Origin of the sequence: Kitasatospora sp. NPDC048722, from assembly GCF_040650235.1 — a bacterium.
Lineage (GTDB): Bacteria > Actinomycetota > Actinomycetes > Streptomycetales > Streptomycetaceae > Kitasatospora.
This window is the reverse complement of sequence record NZ_JBEZGX010000001.1, coordinates 435,453-454,501: the sequence shown is the minus strand read 5'-3', so window position 1 is coordinate 454,501 and position 19,049 is coordinate 435,453. Positions and strand designations below refer to the sequence as shown.

Annotated in this window: 16 protein-coding genes; 1 reads left to right on the top strand and 15 read right to left on the bottom strand. The window is 73.3% G+C overall.

The genetic code is table 11. The features are described 5' to 3' along the window. Window positions 1-187: 187 nt before the first annotated feature. The 15 genes from AB0C76_RS01915 to AB0C76_RS01845 form a co-directional block, all read right to left on the bottom strand. On the bottom strand, window positions 188-1,588 hold the full coding sequence (locus AB0C76_RS01915; protein ID WP_359958041.1) for an aspartate aminotransferase family protein: 1,401 nt from the start codon (window positions 1,586-1,588) through the stop codon (window positions 188-190). Beyond that, window positions 1,578-3,488: a 1-deoxy-D-xylulose-5-phosphate synthase gene (dxs, locus tag AB0C76_RS01910; RefSeq protein ID WP_359958038.1), complete on the bottom strand. Its 1,911-nt coding sequence runs from the start codon at window positions 3,486-3,488 to the stop codon at window positions 1,578-1,580. Before dxs ends, AB0C76_RS01915 begins: the two co-directional genes overlap by 11 nt. 117 nt (window positions 3,489-3,605) lie before the next feature. Next, window positions 3,606-4,634 (bottom strand): adenosyl-hopene transferase HpnH, encoded by a 1,029-nt coding sequence (gene hpnH, locus AB0C76_RS01905; protein ID WP_359958036.1) that lies wholly within the window; start codon window positions 4,632-4,634, stop codon window positions 3,606-3,608. 2 nt (window positions 4,635-4,636) lie between these two features. Next, window positions 4,637-5,314 carry a 1-hydroxy-2-methyl-2-butenyl 4-diphosphate reductase gene (locus tag AB0C76_RS01900; protein WP_359958033.1) on the bottom strand — a complete coding sequence of 226 codons (678 nt, stop codon included), beginning with the start codon at window positions 5,312-5,314 and terminating at the stop codon, window positions 4,637-4,639. Continuing rightward, window positions 5,311-7,392 carry a squalene--hopene cyclase gene (gene shc, locus AB0C76_RS01895; protein WP_359958030.1) on the bottom strand — a complete coding sequence of 694 codons (2,082 nt, stop codon included), beginning with the start codon at window positions 7,390-7,392 and terminating at the stop codon, window positions 5,311-5,313. The genes AB0C76_RS01900 and shc overlap by 4 nt, the downstream gene beginning before the upstream one ends. Window positions 7,393-7,399: 7 nt before the next feature. Next, complete coding sequence (locus AB0C76_RS01890; protein WP_359958120.1) at window positions 7,400-8,431, bottom strand: polyprenyl synthetase family protein; 1,032 nt, start codon at window positions 8,429-8,431, stop codon at window positions 7,400-7,402. A gap of 194 nt (window positions 8,432-8,625) precedes the next feature. Further along, entirely contained in the window at window positions 8,626-10,059 is a 1,434-nt protein-coding gene (gene hpnE, locus AB0C76_RS01885; protein ID WP_359958027.1) for a hydroxysqualene dehydroxylase HpnE, read from the bottom strand. A 127-nt stretch (window positions 10,060-10,186) separates the two neighbouring features. Beyond that, entirely contained in the window at window positions 10,187-11,044 is an 858-nt protein-coding gene (gene hpnD / locus AB0C76_RS01880; RefSeq protein ID WP_359958117.1) for a presqualene diphosphate synthase HpnD, read from the bottom strand. A gap of 41 nt (window positions 11,045-11,085) precedes the next feature. Continuing rightward, window positions 11,086-12,042: a squalene synthase HpnC gene (gene hpnC / locus AB0C76_RS01875; protein WP_359958025.1), complete on the bottom strand. Its 957-nt coding sequence runs from the start codon at window positions 12,040-12,042 to the stop codon at window positions 11,086-11,088. A gap of 293 nt (window positions 12,043-12,335) precedes the next feature. Beyond that, window positions 12,336-13,145, bottom strand: a complete 810-nt coding sequence (locus AB0C76_RS01870; RefSeq protein WP_359958024.1) for an ABC transporter ATP-binding protein — start codon at window positions 13,143-13,145, stop codon at window positions 12,336-12,338. After that, entirely contained in the window at window positions 13,138-14,079 is a 942-nt protein-coding gene (locus AB0C76_RS01865) for an ABC transporter permease (protein WP_359958022.1), read from the bottom strand. The genes AB0C76_RS01870 and AB0C76_RS01865 overlap by 8 nt, the downstream gene beginning before the upstream one ends. Window positions 14,080-14,225: 146 nt before the next feature. Next, the gene (locus tag AB0C76_RS01860) at window positions 14,226-15,071 is read right to left on the bottom strand and encodes a glycosyltransferase (protein WP_359958114.1); all 846 of its coding nucleotides are present in this window, start codon (window positions 15,069-15,071) and stop codon (window positions 14,226-14,228) included. A 101-nt stretch (window positions 15,072-15,172) separates the two neighbouring features. Beyond that, entirely contained in the window at window positions 15,173-15,910 is a 738-nt protein-coding gene (locus AB0C76_RS01855; RefSeq protein WP_359958111.1) for a CDP-alcohol phosphatidyltransferase family protein, read from the bottom strand. Between the two features lie 91 nt (window positions 15,911-16,001). Further along, the gene (locus AB0C76_RS01850; protein WP_359958020.1) at window positions 16,002-17,063 is read right to left on the bottom strand and encodes an iron-containing alcohol dehydrogenase family protein; all 1,062 of its coding nucleotides are present in this window, start codon (window positions 17,061-17,063) and stop codon (window positions 16,002-16,004) included. Beyond that, a complete protein-coding gene (locus tag AB0C76_RS01845) occupies window positions 17,051-17,806 on the bottom strand; it encodes a phosphocholine cytidylyltransferase family protein (protein ID WP_359958017.1) in 756 nt (251 codons plus the stop codon). The genes AB0C76_RS01850 and AB0C76_RS01845 overlap by 13 nt, the downstream gene beginning before the upstream one ends. Before the next feature lie 515 nt (window positions 17,807-18,321). Between AB0C76_RS01845 and idi the strand changes: the two genes are divergently transcribed. Then, entirely contained in the window at window positions 18,322-18,972 is a 651-nt protein-coding gene (idi, locus tag AB0C76_RS01840; RefSeq protein WP_359958015.1) for an isopentenyl-diphosphate Delta-isomerase, read from the top strand. Window positions 18,973-19,049 lie beyond the last annotated feature (77 nt).

The window sequence follows — 19,049 nt, the reverse complement described above, 5'->3', positions numbered from 1 at the left end:
CGTGGGGGCGCGGGTGGGCCCGCCCCCCGCGGGGCGCGGCGGTCTTCGCGGGCGGGCCCACCGGGCGCGCGCCCCCCCCCCCCCCCCCGGGGCCCCCCCCGGGGGGGGGACCCCGCCCCGCCCGCCCCCCCGCTTCCCGCTTCCCGCTTCCCGCTTCCCGCTCGCCGCTCGCCGCTCGCCGGGGAGCTCAGCGGTTGCCGACCGCCTGCTTCACCAGCGTCCGCCCGAAGTCCCACATCAGGCCGCTCCCCCGGTGCGCGTCGTCCATGACGTCGGTGAACGCCGTGACGAACCGGTCGACGTCCCGCTCGGTGATGATCAGCGGCGGGATCAGCTTGATCACCTCCAGGTGGTCCCCGGACACCTGGGTCAGGATCCGGTGGCGCTGGAGCAGCGGCACGACCACCATCTGGGCGAACAGCCCCTTGCGGGCCGCCTGGAGCGCGGTCCACCCGGTGCGCAGCTTGAGCGACCTGGGCCGGCCGAACTCGATGCCGATCATCAGCCCCTTGCCGCGCACCTCGGCCAGCAGCTCGTACTTGTCGACGAGCGCGGCGAGCCGCTCCCGGAAGTGGTCGCCGACCTGCCGGGCGTTCTCGACCACCTTCTCCTCGCGCATGACCTCCAGGGTCGCGAGCCCGGCCGCCATCGCCTGGGCGTTGGAGCCGAAGCTGGCCGAGTGGACGAGCACGCGGTCCATCGAGGAGTACACCTTCTCGAAGATCCAGCCCTTGCCGAGCGTCGCCCCGACCGGCACGTACCCGCCGGACAGCGCCTTGGCCGCGCAGACCAGGTCGGGCAGCACGCCCTCCTCGTGCTGGTAGGCGAAGAACTTCCCGGTGCGGCCGATCCCGGTCTGCACCTCGTCGCAGATCAGCAGCGCCTTGTGCTCGTGCAGCAGGTCCTGGGCCGCGCGCAGCCAGCCGGGCGGGGGCGCGAGGACGCCCTTGCCCTGGATCGGCTCGACGATCAGCGCCGCGACGTCGCCGCGCTTCAGCTCCTTGGCCAGCGCGCCGAGGTCGCCGAGCGGGATGGCGGTGTCGGGCAGCAGCGGGTCGAAACCCTTGCGGAAGCCGGTCTCCCCGTTGACGGAGAGCGAGCCGGCGGTGAGCCCGTGGAAGGCGTGGTCGGCGTAGAGGATCCGCTTGCGGCCGGTGGCGTAGCGGGCGAACTTCAGCGCGGTCTCGACCGCCTCGGTGCCGCTGTTGCCGAAGAACACCCGGTCCAGCCCCGGCGCGTACGAGAGCAGCCGCTCGGCCAGCAGCCCCGGCAGCGGCGGGCAGTCGAAGCGCACGAGGTCGGGCAGGTCGAGGTCCATGACCTGCTGGACCGCCGAGCGCACCACGGGGTGGTGGCGCCCGAGGGCGAAGATGCCGAAGCCGGCCAGCATGTCGAGGTACTCGTTGCCCTCGGCGTCGTAGAAGTACGGGCCCTGCGCGCGCTCGTAGTACTTGTCGAAGCCGATGGTGTGGAGCATCCGCGGCAGCTGCGGGTTGAGGTAGCGGCCGTGCAGCTCGTACCGCTCGCCGCCGCGCTCGGCGATCAGGGCGGCGAGGTCGAAGGCGGTGCGGTCGGGGTCAGCCGGCATGGCGCGGGTTCGCTCCTCTGGTCGGTAGCAGGTTCTTGGCGAAGACGGCGGTCTGGGCCGCGACCCCGGTGCCGGTCAGTCCGGCCTCCTCCAGGACCTCGCCGCGGGCGGCGTGGCCGAGGAACTCCTGGGGCAGGCCGAGCACCCGCACCGGGACGTCGACGTCGGCGTCGCGCAGCGCCTGGGCGACGGCGGCTCCCACGCCCCCGGTGCGTCCGTTGTCCTCGACGGTGACCACGAGCCGGTGGGCGGCGGCGAGTCCGGGCAGAGCCGGGTCGACGGGCTTGACCCACCGCGGGTCGACGACGGTCGCGGTGAAGCCCTCGGCGATCAGCAGCCGGGCGGCGTCCAGGCAGGCCGGCGCGGTGGTGCCGACGGCGACCAGGAGGATCTCGGGCAGGTCGCCGGTGCGCAGCAGCACGTCCACGCCGCCGACGCGTTCGACGGCCGGGACGGCGGGACCGATGGTCGCCTTGGGGAAGCGCACGACGGTGGGGGCGTCGGCGACGTCGACGGCCTCGCGCAGCTGGGCGCGCAGCTGGTCGGCGTCGCGCGGGGCGGCGAGCCGCAGGCCCGGCACGACCTGGAGGATCGACATGTCCCACATGCCGTTGTGCGAGGCGCCGTCCGGCCCGGTCACCCCGGAGCGGTCGAGGACGAAGGTGACGCCGAGCCGGTGCAGGGCGACGTCCATCAGGACCTGGTCGAAGGCGCGGTTGAGGAAGGTCGCGTAGACGGCGACGACGGGGTGCAGCCCGCCGGTGGCGAGCCCGGCGGCGCTGGTGACGGCGTGCTGCTCGGCGATGCCGACGTCGAAGGTGCGCTCGGGGTGGGCCTTGGCGAACCGTTCCAGCCCGACCGGCTGGAGCATCGCCGCGGTGATCGCCACGACGTCGGGCCGCTCGGCGCCGAGCGCGACCATCTCCTCGCCGAACACCGAGGTCCACGAGACGCCGCCGCTGGGCGAGATCGGCAGGCAGGTGTAGGGGTCGATCGGGTTGACGGCGTGGAAGCGGTCGGCCTCGTCCTGTTCGGCGGGCCGGTAGCCGCGTCCCTTGACGGTCAGGCAGTGCACGATGACCGGGCCGCCGAAGCCCCGGGCCTGGCGCAGCGCCTGTTCGACGGCGCCGAGGTCGTGGCCGTCGATCGGGCCGAGGTACTTGAGCCCGAGGTCCTCGAACATGCCCTGCGGGGCGAAGGCGTCCTTGAACCCCTTCTTGGCGCCGTGCAGCGCGTCGAAGATCGGCTGGCCGACCAGCGGGGTGCGCTGCAGCGCACCCTTGCCGAGGGCGAGGAAGCGCTCGTAGCCCTGGGTGGTGCGCAGGGTGGCGAGGTGGTGGGCGAGGCCGCCGATCGTCTTCGCGTAGGAGCGCTCGTTGTCGTTGACGACGATGACGAGCGGCCGGTCCTTCGCGTCGGCGATGTTGTTGAGCGCCTCCCAGGCGAGGCCGCCGGTGAGCGCGCCGTCGCCGATGACGGCGACGGTGTGCCGGTCGTGCTGGCCGAGCAGCTGGGCGGCCTTGGCCAGGCCGTCGGCGTAGGAGAGGGCGGTCGAGGCGTGCGAGTTCTCGACGATGTCGTGCTCGGACTCGGCGCGCGACGGGTAGCCGGACAGGCCTCCCTTCATCCGCAGCCGGCTGAAGTCCTGGCGCCCGGTGAGGAGCTTGTGGACGTAGCTCTGGTGCCCGGTGTCGAAGACGATCCGGTCGTACGGGGAGTCGAAGACCCGGTGCAGGGCGATGGTCAGCTCCACCACGCCGAGGTTCGGGCCGAGGTGCCCGCCGGTCCGGGTGACGGCGTCGATCAGGAAGTCGCGGATCTCGTCGGCGAGCAGCGGCAGTTCGGCGGCGGGGAGCTTTCGCAGGTCGGCCGGGGACGTGACGCTGGAGAGCAGTGACATGGGTACACCTCACGACTCGAGTGGTGCGGTGGTGCCTTCGCCCCCGTGGGGCTGGGCCGGCCCGGGCACGGCGCCCGGGCCGGTCTGGAGAGACCTGGTCCGCCGGAGCGGCTCCGGTCAGCGGCCGCGGTTGGCGCTGACGGTCTCGGTGATCGCGCGCAGCGATTCCTTGAGCGAGCCCATGGTGGCGAGCACCGCCGTCGGCTCGTAGCCGCAGTGGGCCATGCAGTTCTCGCAGCGCGGGTCCTTGCCGCGGCCGTACTTACTCCAGTCGGTCTTCTCGACCAGCTCGCGGTAGGTGGGCACGTACCCGTCGGCCATCAGGTAGCAGGGCCGCTGCCAGCCGAAGAGCGAGTAGTTGGGGATGCCCCACGGCGTGCACTCGAAGTCCTTCTTGCCCTCCAGGAAGTCCAGGAAGAGCGGACTGTGGTTGAGACGCCAGCGCTGGCGGTTGCCGCCGGCGAAGGCCTTGCGGAACAGCTCGCGGGTCTGGGTGACGCCGAGGAAGTGCTCCTGGTCGGGGGCCTTCTCGTAGGCGTAGGCCGGGGAGATCATCATCTCGTCGACCTTGAGCTCGTCGTTGAGGTAGTCCAGCACCTCGATGACGGTCTGCGGGGTGTCGGTGTTGAAGAAGGTGCTGTTGGTGGTGACCCGGAAGCCGCGCCGCTTGGCCTCCTTGATCGCCGCCACCGCCTCGTCGAAGGTGCCCTCCTTGGCCACCGACTCGTCGTGCCGCTCGCGCATGCCGTCGATGTGCACGGCGAAGGTGAAGTAGGGCGAGGGCCGGAACTTGTCGATCTTCTTGCGCAGCAGCAGCGCGTTGGTGCACAGGAACACGTACTTGCGGCGCTCCACCAGCTGGCGGACGATCTCGTCGATCTGCGGGTGCATCAGCGGTTCGCCGCCGGCGATCGAGACCATCGGCGCCCCGGACTCCAGCACCGCGCCGACCGCCTGGGCGACCGGCATCCGCTGCTTCAGCACGCCCGCCGGGTGCTGGATCTTGCCGCAGCCCTCGCACGCGAGGTTGCACGCGAAGAGCGGTTCCAGCTCGACGATCAGCGGGAACTTGTCCCGCCGTTTGAGCAGCTTCTGCTGCATGAGGTAGGTGCCGACCCGCACGGTCTGGCGCAACGGCATGGCCATGGCTAGCTCGCCTCCTGGGGGAGCGTCGAGGATGTGGGGTGGTGCGGTTCCCTGCGGTCCGGGAGGTCCTGCCGGTACCAGTCGACGAGCGCGGGAACGGTCGCGCGCAGCGTCCGCCAGGCGCGCACCCCCGCGGGGAGCGTCCCGGGCCGCAGCAGCTCCCGCTCGGGGGTGTCCACGACCACCCGCAGGACGGCCGCGGGCAGCGCGGGCCGCAGCTCGTGCAGCGCGGCGAGGACGGCGGCGGCCTCCATGTCGACGGCGAGCGCGCCCTGGAGGTGCAGGGCCCGTCGTTCGAGGCCGCGGACGACGTGGTCGGCGGTGTGGTGCACCCCGGTGTGCACGGCCAGCCCGTGCTCCTTGAGCGCCCGGGCGAGGTCGGCGGCCGAGCGGACGGTGAACAGGTTGCCCTCCGCGTTGCGCACGCCGTCGGCGACGACGACGTCTCCCGGGGCGATCCCGGGGCCGACGGCCGCGCCGAAGCCGGCCACCACGACCGCGCCGTAGCCGCCCGGGGCGGAGCCGAGCACCCGGCGCACCGCGTGGCCGGCCCGCCGCCGGCCCACCCCGGTGCGCAACAGCACCGGCGGCCCGCCCGCCGAGCCGCGCCAGTCCCCGCCGCGCAGGGCCCAGACCTCGGGGCCGAGCGCGCAGAGCACCAGCAGGGGCGGAGTGGTCACCGGGACACCCCGATCACCGGGCCGGCGCCCTCCCGCAGGACCGCCGGACCGCCGCCCAGGTAGCGGCCGAGGGCGGTGACGGGGAAGACCAGCCGGTACAGGTGGTAGTTGATGGAGAAGTCCCATGGGAATCCGGTGCCGGTGAACTGCGGCTCGTCCCAGGTGCCCTCGGGCAGCTGGGTGCGCACCAGCCAGTCGACCCCGCGCTCCACCGCCGGGTTGGCCCGGCGGTCGGGGCCCTCGCCGGCCGCGAGCAGCGCCATCAGCGCCCAGGCGGTCTGCGAGGCGGTCGAGTCACCGCGCCCGGCCCAGCGCGCCGGGTCCTCGTAGGAGCGCATGTCCTCGCCCCAGCCGCCGTCGGCGTTCTGACGGTCCTCCAGCCAGCGGACGGCCCGGCGGATCGCCGGGTGCTCGTCCGGCACGCCGGCCGCGACGAGGGCGGGCACCACCGAGCCGGTGCCGTAGATGTAGTTGGTGCCCCAGCGGCCGAACCAGGAGCCGTCGGCCTCCTGGTTGCGCAGCAGCCACTCCACGCCGCGCCGGGTGCGCGGGTCCCGCGCCTGGCCGACCTCGGCGAGCATCTCGACGACGTGCGCGGTGACGTCGGCGGACGGCGGGTCGACCACCTCGCCGAAGTCGCAGAACGGCAGCTTGTTCGGCAGCGTGCTGGTGTTGTCGACGTCGAAGGCGCCCCAGGCGCCGTTCTTGGACTGCATGCCGAGGTTCCAGCGCACCCCCCGCTCCACCGCCCCGTCGACCTTCGCCGGATCGGGGTGGGCGACACGGCGCAGCGCGAGCACCACCTCGGCGGTGTCGTCGATGTCGGGGTAGGTGTCGTTCTCGAACTCGAACGCCCAGCCGCCCGCCTCCAGCGAGGGCCGCCGCACGCTCCAGTCGCCGCGCTTGCGGATCTCCTCGCCGAGCATCCAGTCGACGGCGGTCACCAGCGCCGGGTGGTCGGCCGGCAGACCGGCGTCGACCAGGGCGATGGTGGCCAGGCAGGTGTCCCAGACGGGGGACTGGCAGGCCTCCAGCCAGCGCATGCCGTCCTCGGTGTGCACGGTGAAGCGGTCGAAGGCGGTGAGCCCGGCCTGCATCACCGGGTGCTCCAGCTCGTAGCCCTCCAGGTGCAGGGCGATCAGCGAGTAGACGGCGGGCGGCTGGATGCCGCCCCAGCAGCCGTCGGCCTCCTGCCGCTCGACGATCCAGCGGCAGGCCTGGGCGATGGCGTGCTTGCGCAGCGGGCGCACCGCGCGGTGGTGGTAGGCGTGCAGGACCTTGTCGAGACGCTCGAAGAGGCCGTCCCAGCTGGTGGCGGGGGCGAGCGGCCGGTCGGGGAAGGGGTCCGCGGGGTCGGTGTGCAGCTCGGTGAGCGCGAAGGGCGCCGGGCGGACCGGGCGGTGGGCCGAGACGACGGTCAGCGGGACGATGGTCTGGCGGGCCCAGCAGCCGAAGGCGTAGATGTTCAGCGGCAGCCAGCGGGGCAGGAAGATGATCTCGGGCGGCATCTCGGGCAGCCGTTCCCAGGGCCACCAGCCGAAGAGCGCGAGCCAGATCCGGGTGAAGACCCGGGCGGCGGCGATGCCCCCGGCGGAGCGGACGTAGCGCGCGGCGGCCCGCATGTGCGGCGCGTCCGGGTCGTCGCCGGCGAGTTTGAGGGCGACGTACGCCTCGACGGTCGTGGACAGTTCGGGCGGCCCGCCGTGGAAGGTGGCCCAGGTGCCGTCCTCCCGCTGCTGGGAGCGGATCCAGTCGGCGGTGGCCGCGGTCTGTTCCTCGGTGCGGATCCCGAGGAACTGCCGGAGCAGTAGGTCCTCGGCGTCCATGGTGACGTTGGTCTCCAGATCGCCCTTCCACCAGCCGTCCGGACTCTGCAGCGAGAGCAGGTGGGCGGTGGCCCGGGCCAGCGCGTCCCGGGCGTCGGCCGGACCGGGGGCCGCCTCCCCGCCCGGTGGGGGCGGGGCGGGGTCCTCGGGCCGCCACAGTCCGGTGCCCAGCAGGGCCGGGGGGCGGTCGCCCACCGCGACCGGCTCAGGATCGTACTCAGGGTCGAGCCGGCCGTCCGCGGTTGCTGTCAACGTAACGTCACCTCTCTCGTACCACCACGAATTCGGCGAGTGCGACGAAGTGCTCGCGCACCGGGTCGGACATGGGCACCTCGTCGAGGGCGGCGAGGGCGGTCGTGTGCTGGCGGCGGGCCTCCTCCTGGGTCCAGGCACGGCCGCCGGCCTGCTCGATCAGCGCGGCCCGGGCGGCGAGCTCGGGCTCGCTCTCCTCCCCGCGGCCCGAGGGGTCGGCCAGCTGCTCGGCGAGGCGGCGCGACGCGGCGCCGCCCTCGGCGAGGGCGGCGGCGACCGGCAGGGACTTCTTGCGCTGGCGCAGGTCGCCCCAGTGCGGCTTGCCGGTGACCTCGGTGGCGCCCCAGATGCCGAGCAGGTCGTCCACCGCCTGGAAGGCCAGGCCCAGGTGGTGGCCGTAGCGCTGGAGCGAGCCGGAGACCTCGTCGTCGGCCCCGGCCAGCACGGCGCCGATCGCGGAGGCGGCGGCGAGCAGGGCGGCGGTCTTGCCGCCCTCCATCTCCAGGCACTCGGCGACGGTGACGCTGTCGCGCTGCTCGAAGGCGACGTCCATCGCCTGTCCGTCGATGAGCCGGCGGGTGGCGGTGGTGAGCAGCCGGACGGCGCGCGCGGCGTCGGCGGAGCTCGCCGGACCGGCCGCGCCGGCGTCGAGCAGCACCTCCGTCCCGAGCGTCGCCAGGGCGTCGCCGACCAGGATCGCCTGGGCCGGGCCGAAGACCGTCCAGGCAGTCGCCCGGTGGCGCCGGGTCTCGTCACCGTCCATCAGATCATCATGGAGCAGGGAGAAGTTGTGTACCAGTTCAACGGCGACCCCGCCGGGTACTCCCACCTCGGCCGACGCGCCCGCCGCCTGGGCGGACAGCAGGGCCAGCGCCGGGCGCACGGCCTTGCCGCCGTCCCCCTTCACGGCCGTACCGTCCCGGTCGATCCAGCCGAAGTGGTACGCCGCGACGGTGTCCATCGGTGCGGCCAAACGGGCGACGGCGGCGCGCAGCGGCGGGGTGCACAGCGTGCGGCTGCGGGCCAGCAGCTCCGGCACCGAGACCGGTTCGGCGTGCGCCGTGCCTCCAACGGCGGTGCCGGTGCGTGACTCCACGTGCGTTCCCTCTCCCTGGTGGTGCCGGACCGCGCGGGCCGGCCGGATGCTTGCGATGTCGGCGCGCCCGGGGTGCCCGGCGCGTCCGGGGGGACGGGCGCCGGCTCTCGCGGGGTCGCCGGCGACGGGGCCGCTGGTCACCTCGGCCACCTCCCGTCGCCCCGGTCCACCGGGCGGCGGGCGCCGGCGGCGGCGAGCGCCTCGTCGGCCGCGGCGTGGCCGCTGCGCACGGCGCCCTCCATCGTGGCGGGCCAGCCCGTGGCCGTCCACGAACCGGCCAGCAGCAGGCCGGGCACACGGGTGCCCGCCGAGGGGCGCAGCGCCGCGGTGCCGGGGGCCGGGTCGAACGTGGCGGTGCGCTCGCGGGTGACGAAGAAGTCCACCACCTCGGCGCCCGCCGCGGCGGGCAGCAGCCGGGCGAGCTCCGGGAGGTACCGCTCGCGCAGTTCGGCGACGGGCAGGTCGATCTCGTCCCGCACGGCGGACTGCGAGAGCGCCAGGTACTGGGCGCCGGGGTGCTCGCGGCCGAGCGGCGTGGCGGCCAGTCCGGAGTGGTCGGTGCGGTCGAAGACCCACTGGACCGGGGAGTCGAGCGCCGCGAAGAAGGGGCGGCGCAGGACCTTGCGGTCGTAGACGACGTGGACGTTGAGGATCGGTGAGGTGCCGAAGCCGGCCAGGCGCTCCTGTGCGGGGATCGCGTCCGGCGGCAGCAGGGCGGCCGCGCTGTCCTGGGCGCCGGCCAGGACGACGGTCTCGGCGGTGAGCAGCTCGCCGCCCTCCAGGCGTACGGCGTGCTGCTGCGCGCCGGGCTTGAGCTCCGCCGCGCGGGCGCGCAGCAGCACCGTCACGCCCGCGCGCTCCAGCTCGGCGAGCGCCCGGTCGTGGTGGATGGTGCCGAGCGGGACGGCGGCGACGCCGATGTCGGAGGCGCCCGGGTCGGAGAGCAGGCCGGTCTTGAACACCATGGCCGCGAGGGCCAGCGACACGTCGTCCGCGTAGGCGTTCAGGGTGGCGACGCCGACCAGGTCCCACAGGGCGGCGAGGGTCCGATCGTTCTGCCCCTGGCGGCGCAGCCACGCCCCGAAGGACGTGCCGTCCAGCGCCGGGTCCGCCAGGTCGAGGCGCTGGAGGGCGAGCGCGCCGCGGACCACCCGGGCGCGGTCGGCCGGGCCGAGGTGCGGGTAGCGGGCGAGGCTGCCGGCCAGGTGCAGCGGGACCGGCAGGCCGGCCCGGCGCAGCCGGCCGAGGGTGCGCACGGGGGCGTCGGCCGGGCCGGTGACGGAGAGCACCGGGACGTCGAGCCGCTCCTGGAGGTGGGTGAGCCGGGTGGCGCCGAGCCGGTCGAGCAGGCCGCGGTAGGCGGTGCAGCAGCGCAGGTAGACGTGCTGGCCGTTGTCGACGGTCAGCTCGCCGCGCCGGAACGAGAAGGCGAGGCCGCCGAGCCGGGGCCGTCCCTCCACCAGGGTGACCTGCTGCCCGGCCTCGGCCAGGCGCAGGGCCGCGGTGATCCCGGCCAGGCCGCCGCCGACCACCACGGCGGCCGGGCGCGCGGCATCGGCTCGCCCGGTCATCGGCCCTCCCCCTCGCGATCGCTGGACCGCCCGGCGGCGGCTGCCGTGGTCGGCTCGGTCGTGGACAACGCGGCTCTACCCATGCGTGATTCCCCGCTGACACAGCGTGACAGAACTGCGGCGAGAATCAAGAACGCCCCCCGGCGAGCCCGGAAAGCGCCACGTACGCCTTCTCCCAGCCCGGCAGCGAGACCCGGCCGCGCAGCACCGACTCGGGGTCGGCCGCGATCCGGCCGAGCAGCCGGTGGTAGATGCCGGCCATCGCGGCCGTGCAGGCCCGGCTGCGGCGGTCGAGCATCGGCAGCAGCCGCAGGCCCTCCTCGAACGCGGCCTGCGCCCGGGCGGCCTCGAAGGCGACCAGGCCGGTGAAGTCCGCGCCGGCCGGCGGCCTGGGCAGGGCGAAGCCCTCCTGGCAGCCGAACCGGACCAGGTCCTCAGTGGGCAGGTAGGTGCGGCCGTTCAGCGCGTCTTCGCGCAGGTCGCGCAGGATGTTGGTGAGCTGGAGCGCGAGCCCGAGGGTGTCGGCGTAGTGCGCCCCGCGCTCGGGGTCGTCGCAGCCGTACACGCCGAGCGACAGCCGGCCGATCGCGCCGGCCACGCAGCGGCAGTAGACCTTGAGCTCCTCGTACGTCTGGTACTCGGCGCCCTTGAGGTCCATCTCGACGCCGTCGATCAGCTCGTCGAAGCCGCCGATCGGGATCGGGAAGCGCCGGGCCGCGTCCGCGAGGGCGACCTTGATCGGGTCGGTGTCGTCCTCGGCGACCCTGCCGGCGCGGACGTCGTCCAGCAGTTCGCGGGTGCGCAGCAGCGCCTCGGCCTTGCGGTCGGCGGGCAGGTCGCCGTCGCCGATGTCGTCCACCCGGCGGGCCAGGGCGTACAGGGCCGACATGGCCAGCCGTTTGGGCTCGGGCAGCAGCCGGATGCCGTAGCTGAAGTTGCGCGCCTGGAGCCCGGTGACTGCCTCGCAGTACCGGTAGGCCGCCATGACCTGGGCCGACGCCAGTGGTGATGCCGCCACGCGGGCGTTCACCTTCCCTTCGCGAAGATGGCCGCCGCCTTCGCTGCGAGGCGGCGCTTGTCCGGCTTCGCCTGCTGGGCGAGCACGTCGTACCCGGCGTCCTCGACGGCCGCCAGGGCCGCGTAGCCACCTGCGGTGAATCCCGCCAGGAGCAGTCGAAGCCTCCCCCGAACCGTACCTACCAATGGCGCGCCGCGGTCGAGCAGGGTGCGGGCCCGCTCGGCCTCGAAGGCGATCAGCTCGCGGACCGGGCCGTCGGCGCTCGGCGCGGCCAGGTCGGCCTCGGTGACGCCGAAGCGCTCCAGGTCCTCGGCGGGCAGGTAGATCCGGCCGCGGGCGAGGTCCTCGGCGACGTCCTGGAGGTGTTCGACCACCTGGAGCGCGGTGCAGACCGCGTCGGAGAGCCCGATCCGCTCGGGCGTGGAGACGCCGGCGATGGCGAGCACCAGCCGGCCCACCGGGTCGGCGGAGAGCGTGCAGTAGCCGACGAGGTCGTCCCAGGTGGCGTAGCGGGCGGTGGTCTGGTCGACCCGGTTGGCCTCGATCAGGCGGCGGAAGGGCTCGGGGGTCAGTCCGTGCCTGTCGACGAGCGGGACGAGGGCGCACATCAGCGGGTGCCGGGGGCGGTCGGTGCCGCCCGGGTGCAGCGCCGTCTCGAACACCCGGTCGAGGTCGCGGTCCAGTCCGTCGAGCAGGGCGAGCCGGAAGGCGACCACGTCGGGAGCGGGCGGGCCGCACTGGGCCGAAGGGGTGGCGGCGGGCGCCGGGAGGGGGGTGTCGACGCCGAGGAGGCGGGCGGCGCCGGCCGGGTCGGCGAGGTCGCCGTCGCCCGCGTCGTCGACCAGCCGGGCGAAGCCGTAGACCGCCATCAGGTCGCCGCGCCAGGCGGCGGGCAGGAAGAAGGGGGCGACCGGGAAGTTCTCCGCGCTCGCCTTCTCCAGGGTCGCCCCCGCGGTCTGGTCCACGGGCTCGTTGCTGGGCTGGGCCGAAGCCGACACTGCTGTCACTCCCCCGTTCTACACCGATGGGCATCACCGGTCCGACTCGGACACGCGTCCGAGGATGGGCGTCACGTCCGGCACACGCCCCCCGCGCTTACAGCCTGACACCACGGGCCGCGCCGCAGAAGAGCGCCCCGCCCGGCGCACGGGGCGCTCACCCCGCCGGGGGCGGGCCACCCGGACTACCGGCGCCGGGCACACGGCGGGGGCCGGCCCCGGGAACTCCCCGGAACCGGCCCCCCCGCGCGGCTTGGGTGCTACGGACGCTCGCCGCGCTCGTAGCGGCCGACGACCTCGTCGGTCGGGCCGTCCATGACCAGCTCGCCGTGCTCGATCCAGATGGTCCGCTCGCAGACCTCGCGGATCGAGTTGTTGTCGTGGCTGACCAGGAAGACCGTACCGGCCGACTGGCGCAGCTCCTCGATCCGCTTCTTGCTGCGCTGCTGGAAGGCCTGGTCGCCGGTGGCCAGCGCCTCGTCGATCAGCAGCACGTCGTGGGTCTTCGCCGCGGCGATGGAGAACCGCAGGCGGGCGCCCATGCCGGAGGAGTAGGTGCGCATCGGCAGGGAGATGAAGTCCCCCTTCTCGTTGATCCCCGAGAAGTCGACGATGTCCTGGTAGCGGCGCCGGACCTCGGCCGGCGGCATGCCCATCGCGAGGCAGCCGAGGACGACGTTGCGCTCACCGGTGAGCTCGTTCATCAGGGCCGCGTTCACGCCCAGCAGCGAGGGCTGGCCGTTGGTGTAGATGCCGCCCTTCTCGGTCGGCAGCAGGCCCGCGATGGCGGCCAGCATGGTCGACTTGCCGGAGCCGTTCGAGCCGATCAGGCCGACCGCCTCGCCCTTGTAGGCGGTGAAGCTGATGCCGCGCACGGCGTGCACCTCGCGCACGCCGGCCGAGCGCTTGCGGCTGACGATGCGGCTGAGCGCCGAGGTGGCGCTGCCCTTGCCGGAGCCGGCGCCGTGCACGCGGTAGACGATGTGCACGTCGTCGACGACGACGGTGGGCTCGCGGGCGACGTCGGTGTCCCGGACGGTGCCGCTCTTGTTCAGGTCTGCGTCAGCCACGGCCGTACTCCTCCTCGGCCTTCCAGAAGAAGACGTATCCGACGATGAACATCCCCACGCCCCAGCCGATGCCGTACGCCCACTGGTGCGGCGGGATCGTCTGGTGCGCGGGCTGGTGGTGGTTGTAGATGATCGGCGCGAAGGCGTGCCGCAGCAGGTCCATGTAGACCGAGGCCGGGTTGATGGCCATGATCGTCTGGATGTAGTGGGGCCAGGTGCTGACCTTGTCCTGGATGCTGAACATCACGCCGGACAGGAACATCCAGGCGCGCATCACGAACGGGATCAGCTGGGAGATGTCACTGGTCTTGGCGCCGATGCGGGCGAAGATCAGGGAGACGCCGGTGTTGAACATCGTCTGCAGGATCAGCGCCGGGATGATCAGCAGCCAGGTGCGGCCCGGCGTGATGCCGGCCGCCAGGACGGTGCCGACCAGGACCACCATCGAGATCAGCAGCTGCTGCAGCTGGATCACCGTGAAGGCGATCGGCAGGCAGGCGCGCGGGAAGTGCAGCGCGCGGATCAGCCCGAGGCTGTCGGAGATCGCCCGGGTGCCGGACTGCACCGCGTTCTGGGTGAACTGGAAGACGAAGACGCCGATGCACAGCCACGCGATGTAGGTGTTCGGCGGGAAGTTGTCCTTGCTCTTCAGGATCACGCCGAAGACCAGGTAGAACACCGCGCAGTTCAGCAGCGGCGTCACGACCTGCCACAGCTGGCCGAGCTTGGCATCGGTGTACTGCGCCACCAGTCGGGCGGTGGCGAAGGCCCAGATGAAGTGGCGCCGGGCCCAGAGCTGCTTGGTGTAGGAGAAGAGGCCGGGCCGCCGGCCGCTCACGGCCAGGCCGTACTTGTCCGCAAGCTGCTTGGGGGTCAGGCCCGCGTCCGCCCCCCTCGGGGCTGAGAGGCTGACGGGTTCACTCACTGTCGACACATTCGTCCTTCACGCGGGATCGGTCGGGGCGGCCGGTCGGCGGGGGTCCGCCGGCCCTGCGCCGATGGGGATCCACTGGGATCACGGGGGAGTCCGGCCGGTGTGTGGTCACCGGCCGCAGCGATCGATCACTCGATCAAATGAGATCAGATGATCGGTGGGCGGCCCAGCCTGGTCAATCGCCAAACGGTACGCCATCGCATCGGGCGACGCGGACCGCAAGGTTCGCGCCAGCCCGCCCGGAACCCGCCCCACCAGGCCTTCAGCGCCTCCGGGGAGGGGCGGCGGGCCAGGGTCAGCAGGAACCAGGTTCCCAGATAGAGAGGCACGAACAGGGCCGGAAGGTTCCGTCGCGCGAGCCAAACCCTGTTCCGGGCCACGTTGTGGAAGTACGTGGCGTGCCGGGCCGGCGAGGTCGTCGGGTGGTGCAGGACCACGTCCGCCCGGTAGTCGATGGCCCAGCCGGCGTCCAGCGCGCGCCACGCGAGGTCGGTCTCCTCGTGCGCGTAGAAGAACTCGGCGGGCAGCTGCCCGGCCTGCTCGAACACCGTGCAGCGCACGGCGCTCGCGCCGCCAAGGAAGGTCGTCACCCGGGAGGAGCGCAACGGGTCGCTCGCGCGCAGCCGGGGCACGTGCCGGCGCGCGGTGACACCGGTGTCGGGGTCGGCGATCCGGAACGAGACGATGCCCAGCTCCGGGTCGGCGGTGAAGGCCTCGCGCAGCAGGCGGGCGGAGTCGGTGCGCGGCAGGTGGCCGTCGTCGTCCAGGAACAGGACGGCGTCGACGTCCCGCCCGTCGCGGCCGAACAGCTCGATGCCGACGTTGCGCCCGCCGGGGATGCCGAGGTTCTCCGGCAGCTCGACGCTGCGCACGCCCTCCGGCAGCGGGGGCAGCGGCGCGCCGTTGGCCACCACGGCCAGTTCGACCGCCGGGCCCTCCTGGGCGCGGACGGACTCGATCAGGGCGTTCAGCTCGGCCGGGCGGTTGCCCATCGTGATGATCACGGCGCCGAGGCGGAAGTCGTCGGCGCCGGCCCCGGCGGTGTTCGTGGAGGTGTTCGTGGAGGTGTTCGCGGAAGTGTTCGCGGAAGTGTTCATCGGAGCCTGCTCGAAAGGACGATGCTCAGCAGGTGCAGGACGGTCTGCAGCATGGCGATCGCGGCCAGCACGACCACGGCGAGCCGGGTGAAGAACAGACCGCCGTGGACGGCGTCGGCGACGCCGGCGGCCAGGATGAACAGCGAGGCCTCGACCGCGCCCACCAGGCGGTGGAACTTCAGGAGCGAGGCCGCGCGGCGGGCCTTGGCCACGGCCGCGGAGCGCGGCACCGAGGCGCTGTCCTCGACCGCCGTCAGGCCGCTGCGGGCACGGGCCACGTCCACCAGGTCCGTCTCGGACTTGATCAGGATCGCGCCGAGCGCGGCCAGCGTGCCGAGGAAGGCCCACTCCCAGTGCGCCGCCGGGCCCTGCCGGTGGAAGAGGTCGCAGCCGCGCAGGCCGAGGCCGGTCAGCAGCGCCGCCTCGGACATGTAGTGGCCGACCCGGTCCAGGTAGACGCCGGTGAGCGAGGTCTGCCGGCGCCAGCGCGCCACCTCGCCGTCCACGCAGTCCAGCAGCAGGTACAGCTGGATCAGCAGGGCGCCCAGGACGGCGCCGGTCAGGCCCGGCACCACCAGCGCGGCACCGGCCAGGACGCCGGTGACCATCATCAGGTAGGTGAGGCCGTTGGGCGTGATCGCCGTGACGGTCGAGAGCACCCGCGTGACCCGCAGCGAGATGCTCCGCATGTACAGGCGCCCGGCCCAGTGCTCGGCGCTGCGGCGCTGGAGCATGCCCTCCGGGTGGATCACCGCGCGCAGCTCCTCGATCGAGGGCCGGCGGGTCAGGTCCACCGGGGGCCGCTCGGCGCCCGCGGTGGAGGGGTCAGCTGTTGACGGCTTGGACATAGTCGGCGTACGCGTCCCTGATTGCTGAGGGGGAGAGGTCGAGGTGCTCGAGGATGGTGAAGCGGCCCGGCCGGGTGTTCGGAGCGTAGTGCACCGCCTCGGTGAACTCCGCCTCGGTGAAGCCGATCTGAGCGGCGGTCACCGGCAGTCCGTGGCGCGCCAGGCGCTCCACGATCAGACCGGTCAGCTCACGCTCGCCCCGCAGGAAGCTGGCGAACGCCGCGCCGAGGCCGACCTGTTCGCCGTGCTGGGCGGACCGCTTGGGATACAGCACGTCCAGGGCATGCGAGATCTCGTGACAGGCACCCGACGAGGGCCGGGTGCTGCCCGCGATGTTCATCGCGATGCCGGACAGTACCAGGGCTTCCGCGAGCGCCGTCAGGAGGTCCTGGTCCGCCAGGTTCCCGGGGTGGCGCAGCAGGTTCTCGCCCGCCGAGCGGGCCATCGCCACGGCCAGCCCGTCCACCGGCTCGCCGGTGACCGCGTGCGACAGCTCCCAGTCCGCACAGGCGGAGATGTTGGAGACGACGTCGCCGATGCCGGCCGCCACGAAGCGCGGCGGGGCCTGGCGGATCACGTCCAGGTCGACGACGATGCCGATCGGGCTGGGCACCCCGTAGGAGCCCCGGCCGGCGTCGTTGTCGAGCGTGGAGACCGGCGAACAGATGCCGTCGTGCGCGAGGTTGGTGGCCACCGCGACCAGCGGCAGCCCGACCCGCGCCGCGGCGTACTTGGCGGCGTCGATGATCTTGCCGCCGCCAAGGCCCACGACCGCGTCGTAGTGGCCGCCGCGCATCGCCTCGGCGAAGCGCACCGCGCTGTCCAGGCTGCCGTCGTCCACGCTGAACCAGTCGGCGCCGGGCAGGGCCGGCTCCAGGCGCTCGCGCATCGCGGCGCCCGAGCCGTTGCTGATCGCCACCGCGATCCGGCCCGAGGCCGACAGCCGCTGGTCCGCGAGGATCCCGCCGAGCGCGTCCAGCGCACCCGGGCGGACCTCGACGAACAGCGGCGAGGGGACCAGTCGGGTCAGTACCGGCACGCGATCTCCCGCGCCTTCGCCAGGTCGTCGTGGTTGTCGACCTCGACCCAGGACACCTCGCCGATCGGCTGCACGTCGATCCGCAGGCCGCGGTCGACCATCTCCTGGTAGCCGTCCTCGTAGTACAGCTGCGGGTCGCGCTCGTAGGTGGCGCGCAGCGCGTCGGTGAGGTCCGCGGCGGCGGAGGGGTTGATCACGGTCACACCGATGTACTCGCCGCTCGCCTCGACCGGGTCCATCAGCTTGGTGATGCGGCGCATGCCGGCGGCCGGGTCGACGACGACCTTCATCTCCTCGTCGGCGAGCTTCTTCACCGTGTCGAGGGCCAGCAGGATGCCCGGGGCCTCGCCGGCCTCGGCCAGGCGCCGGTTGCCCTCCAGCATGGTGCGCTGGACGGAGGCCGGGTGCACGGTGTCGCCGTTGGCGAGCAGCAGGCCCTCGGCGAAGAGGTCGCGGGCGCACCACAGGGAGTAGGCGTTGTTCCACTCCTCGGCCTTGTCGTTCTCGACCAGGTGGAGCTTGACGCCGTACTTGCTCTCCAGGGCGTCCTTGCGGTCGTACACCGCCTCCTTGCGGTAGCCGACGACGATCGCGGCCTCGCGCAGCCCGACCTCGGCGAAGTTGCCGAGGGTGAGGTCCAGGACGGTCCGCTCCCCGTCGACCGGCACCAGCGCCTTGGGCAGGGTGTCGGTGTACGGGCGCAACCGGCGGCCGGCGCCGGCTGCCAGAACGAGGCCGATCATGCGGGGGTCTCCTGATCCGTCGTGCTGTGCGCGGGTGCGCCGGGGCGCCGGAACGAGTCGCCCGGGCCGCGCAATCGGCGCGCCGGTGCCGGCGCAGATGCGGGCACCTTGTCCTTAGTGATGGTAGGCGACCGGGGCGACCGGCCCGAACGCGGCCGGGGACCTGGGAGGCGGCTGAACGATGGCTGGGAACGGCGGCCGGAGCAGCGCGCCGGCGCGGGCGTGAACAGGTCGGGCGCGCCTCCTGGCGCGCCCGAACGGGCCTCGAACGACTCCGAACCCTCTTGCTAACTCCATGACCCTTCCGGGGCCGTCTGACGTCCTTCTCCGCCCGGAAAAGTCCCCCTGCGGGTCATGATCCGCCAGGTTGTGCGTGGGACCCGTGCCCACCGCCACCCATACGGCAGACTGGAGCCCGACGCCGGCGCCGGGGCCCCCGCTGCGTCCGATGCACCCGCTGCACCGGACGCAACCCGATGCTTCCGTTGCTCCCGCTCCCCGAAAGAGGCCACCCCATGCCCCAGAGTCCGCCGACCAGCCCGACGCACTTCACCTCCGAGATCGACACCGGTCTCGACGTGGAGACCGACGTGACGGCCGACCCCGGGGGCACCGCCGGGAGCACCGGTCCGGAGATCCTGCTGGAACTCGTCGACGACGATGGCGCCACCATCGGCACGGCCGAGAAGCTCTGGGCCCACCAGCAGCCGGGGCGCCTGCACCGGGCCTTCTCGGTGTTCCTCTTCGACCGCCAGGGCCGGCTGCTCCTCCAGCGCCGCGCGCTCGGCAAGTACCACTCCCCCGGCGTCTGGTCGAACACCTGCTGCGGCCACCCCTACCCGGACGAGGCGCCGTTCGTCGCCGCCGCCCGCCGCACCTCGGAGGAGCTGGGCGTCGCGCCGGCGCTGCTGTGCGAGGCCGGGACGGTGCGCTACGACCTGCCGGACGAGGCCTCCGGGCTGATCGAGCGCGAGTGGAACCACCTGTTCGTGGGCCTGGTCACGGCGCCGGTCGTCCCCGATCCGGACGAGGTGGACGACTACGCCTTCGTCACCGCCCAGGAGCTGCGCGAGCTGCGGACCGAGCGGCCGTTCTCGGTGTGGTTCGAGACGGTCTTCGAGGCGGCGCTGCCGGGGATCCGGGAGATCGCCGGACGGGACTGGTAGTCCGGACGGGACCGGACAGTCCGGACGGGACCGGTGGCGGGGGCGGCTCCGTTGGCGCGGGCCGCCGTCGTGGCGCG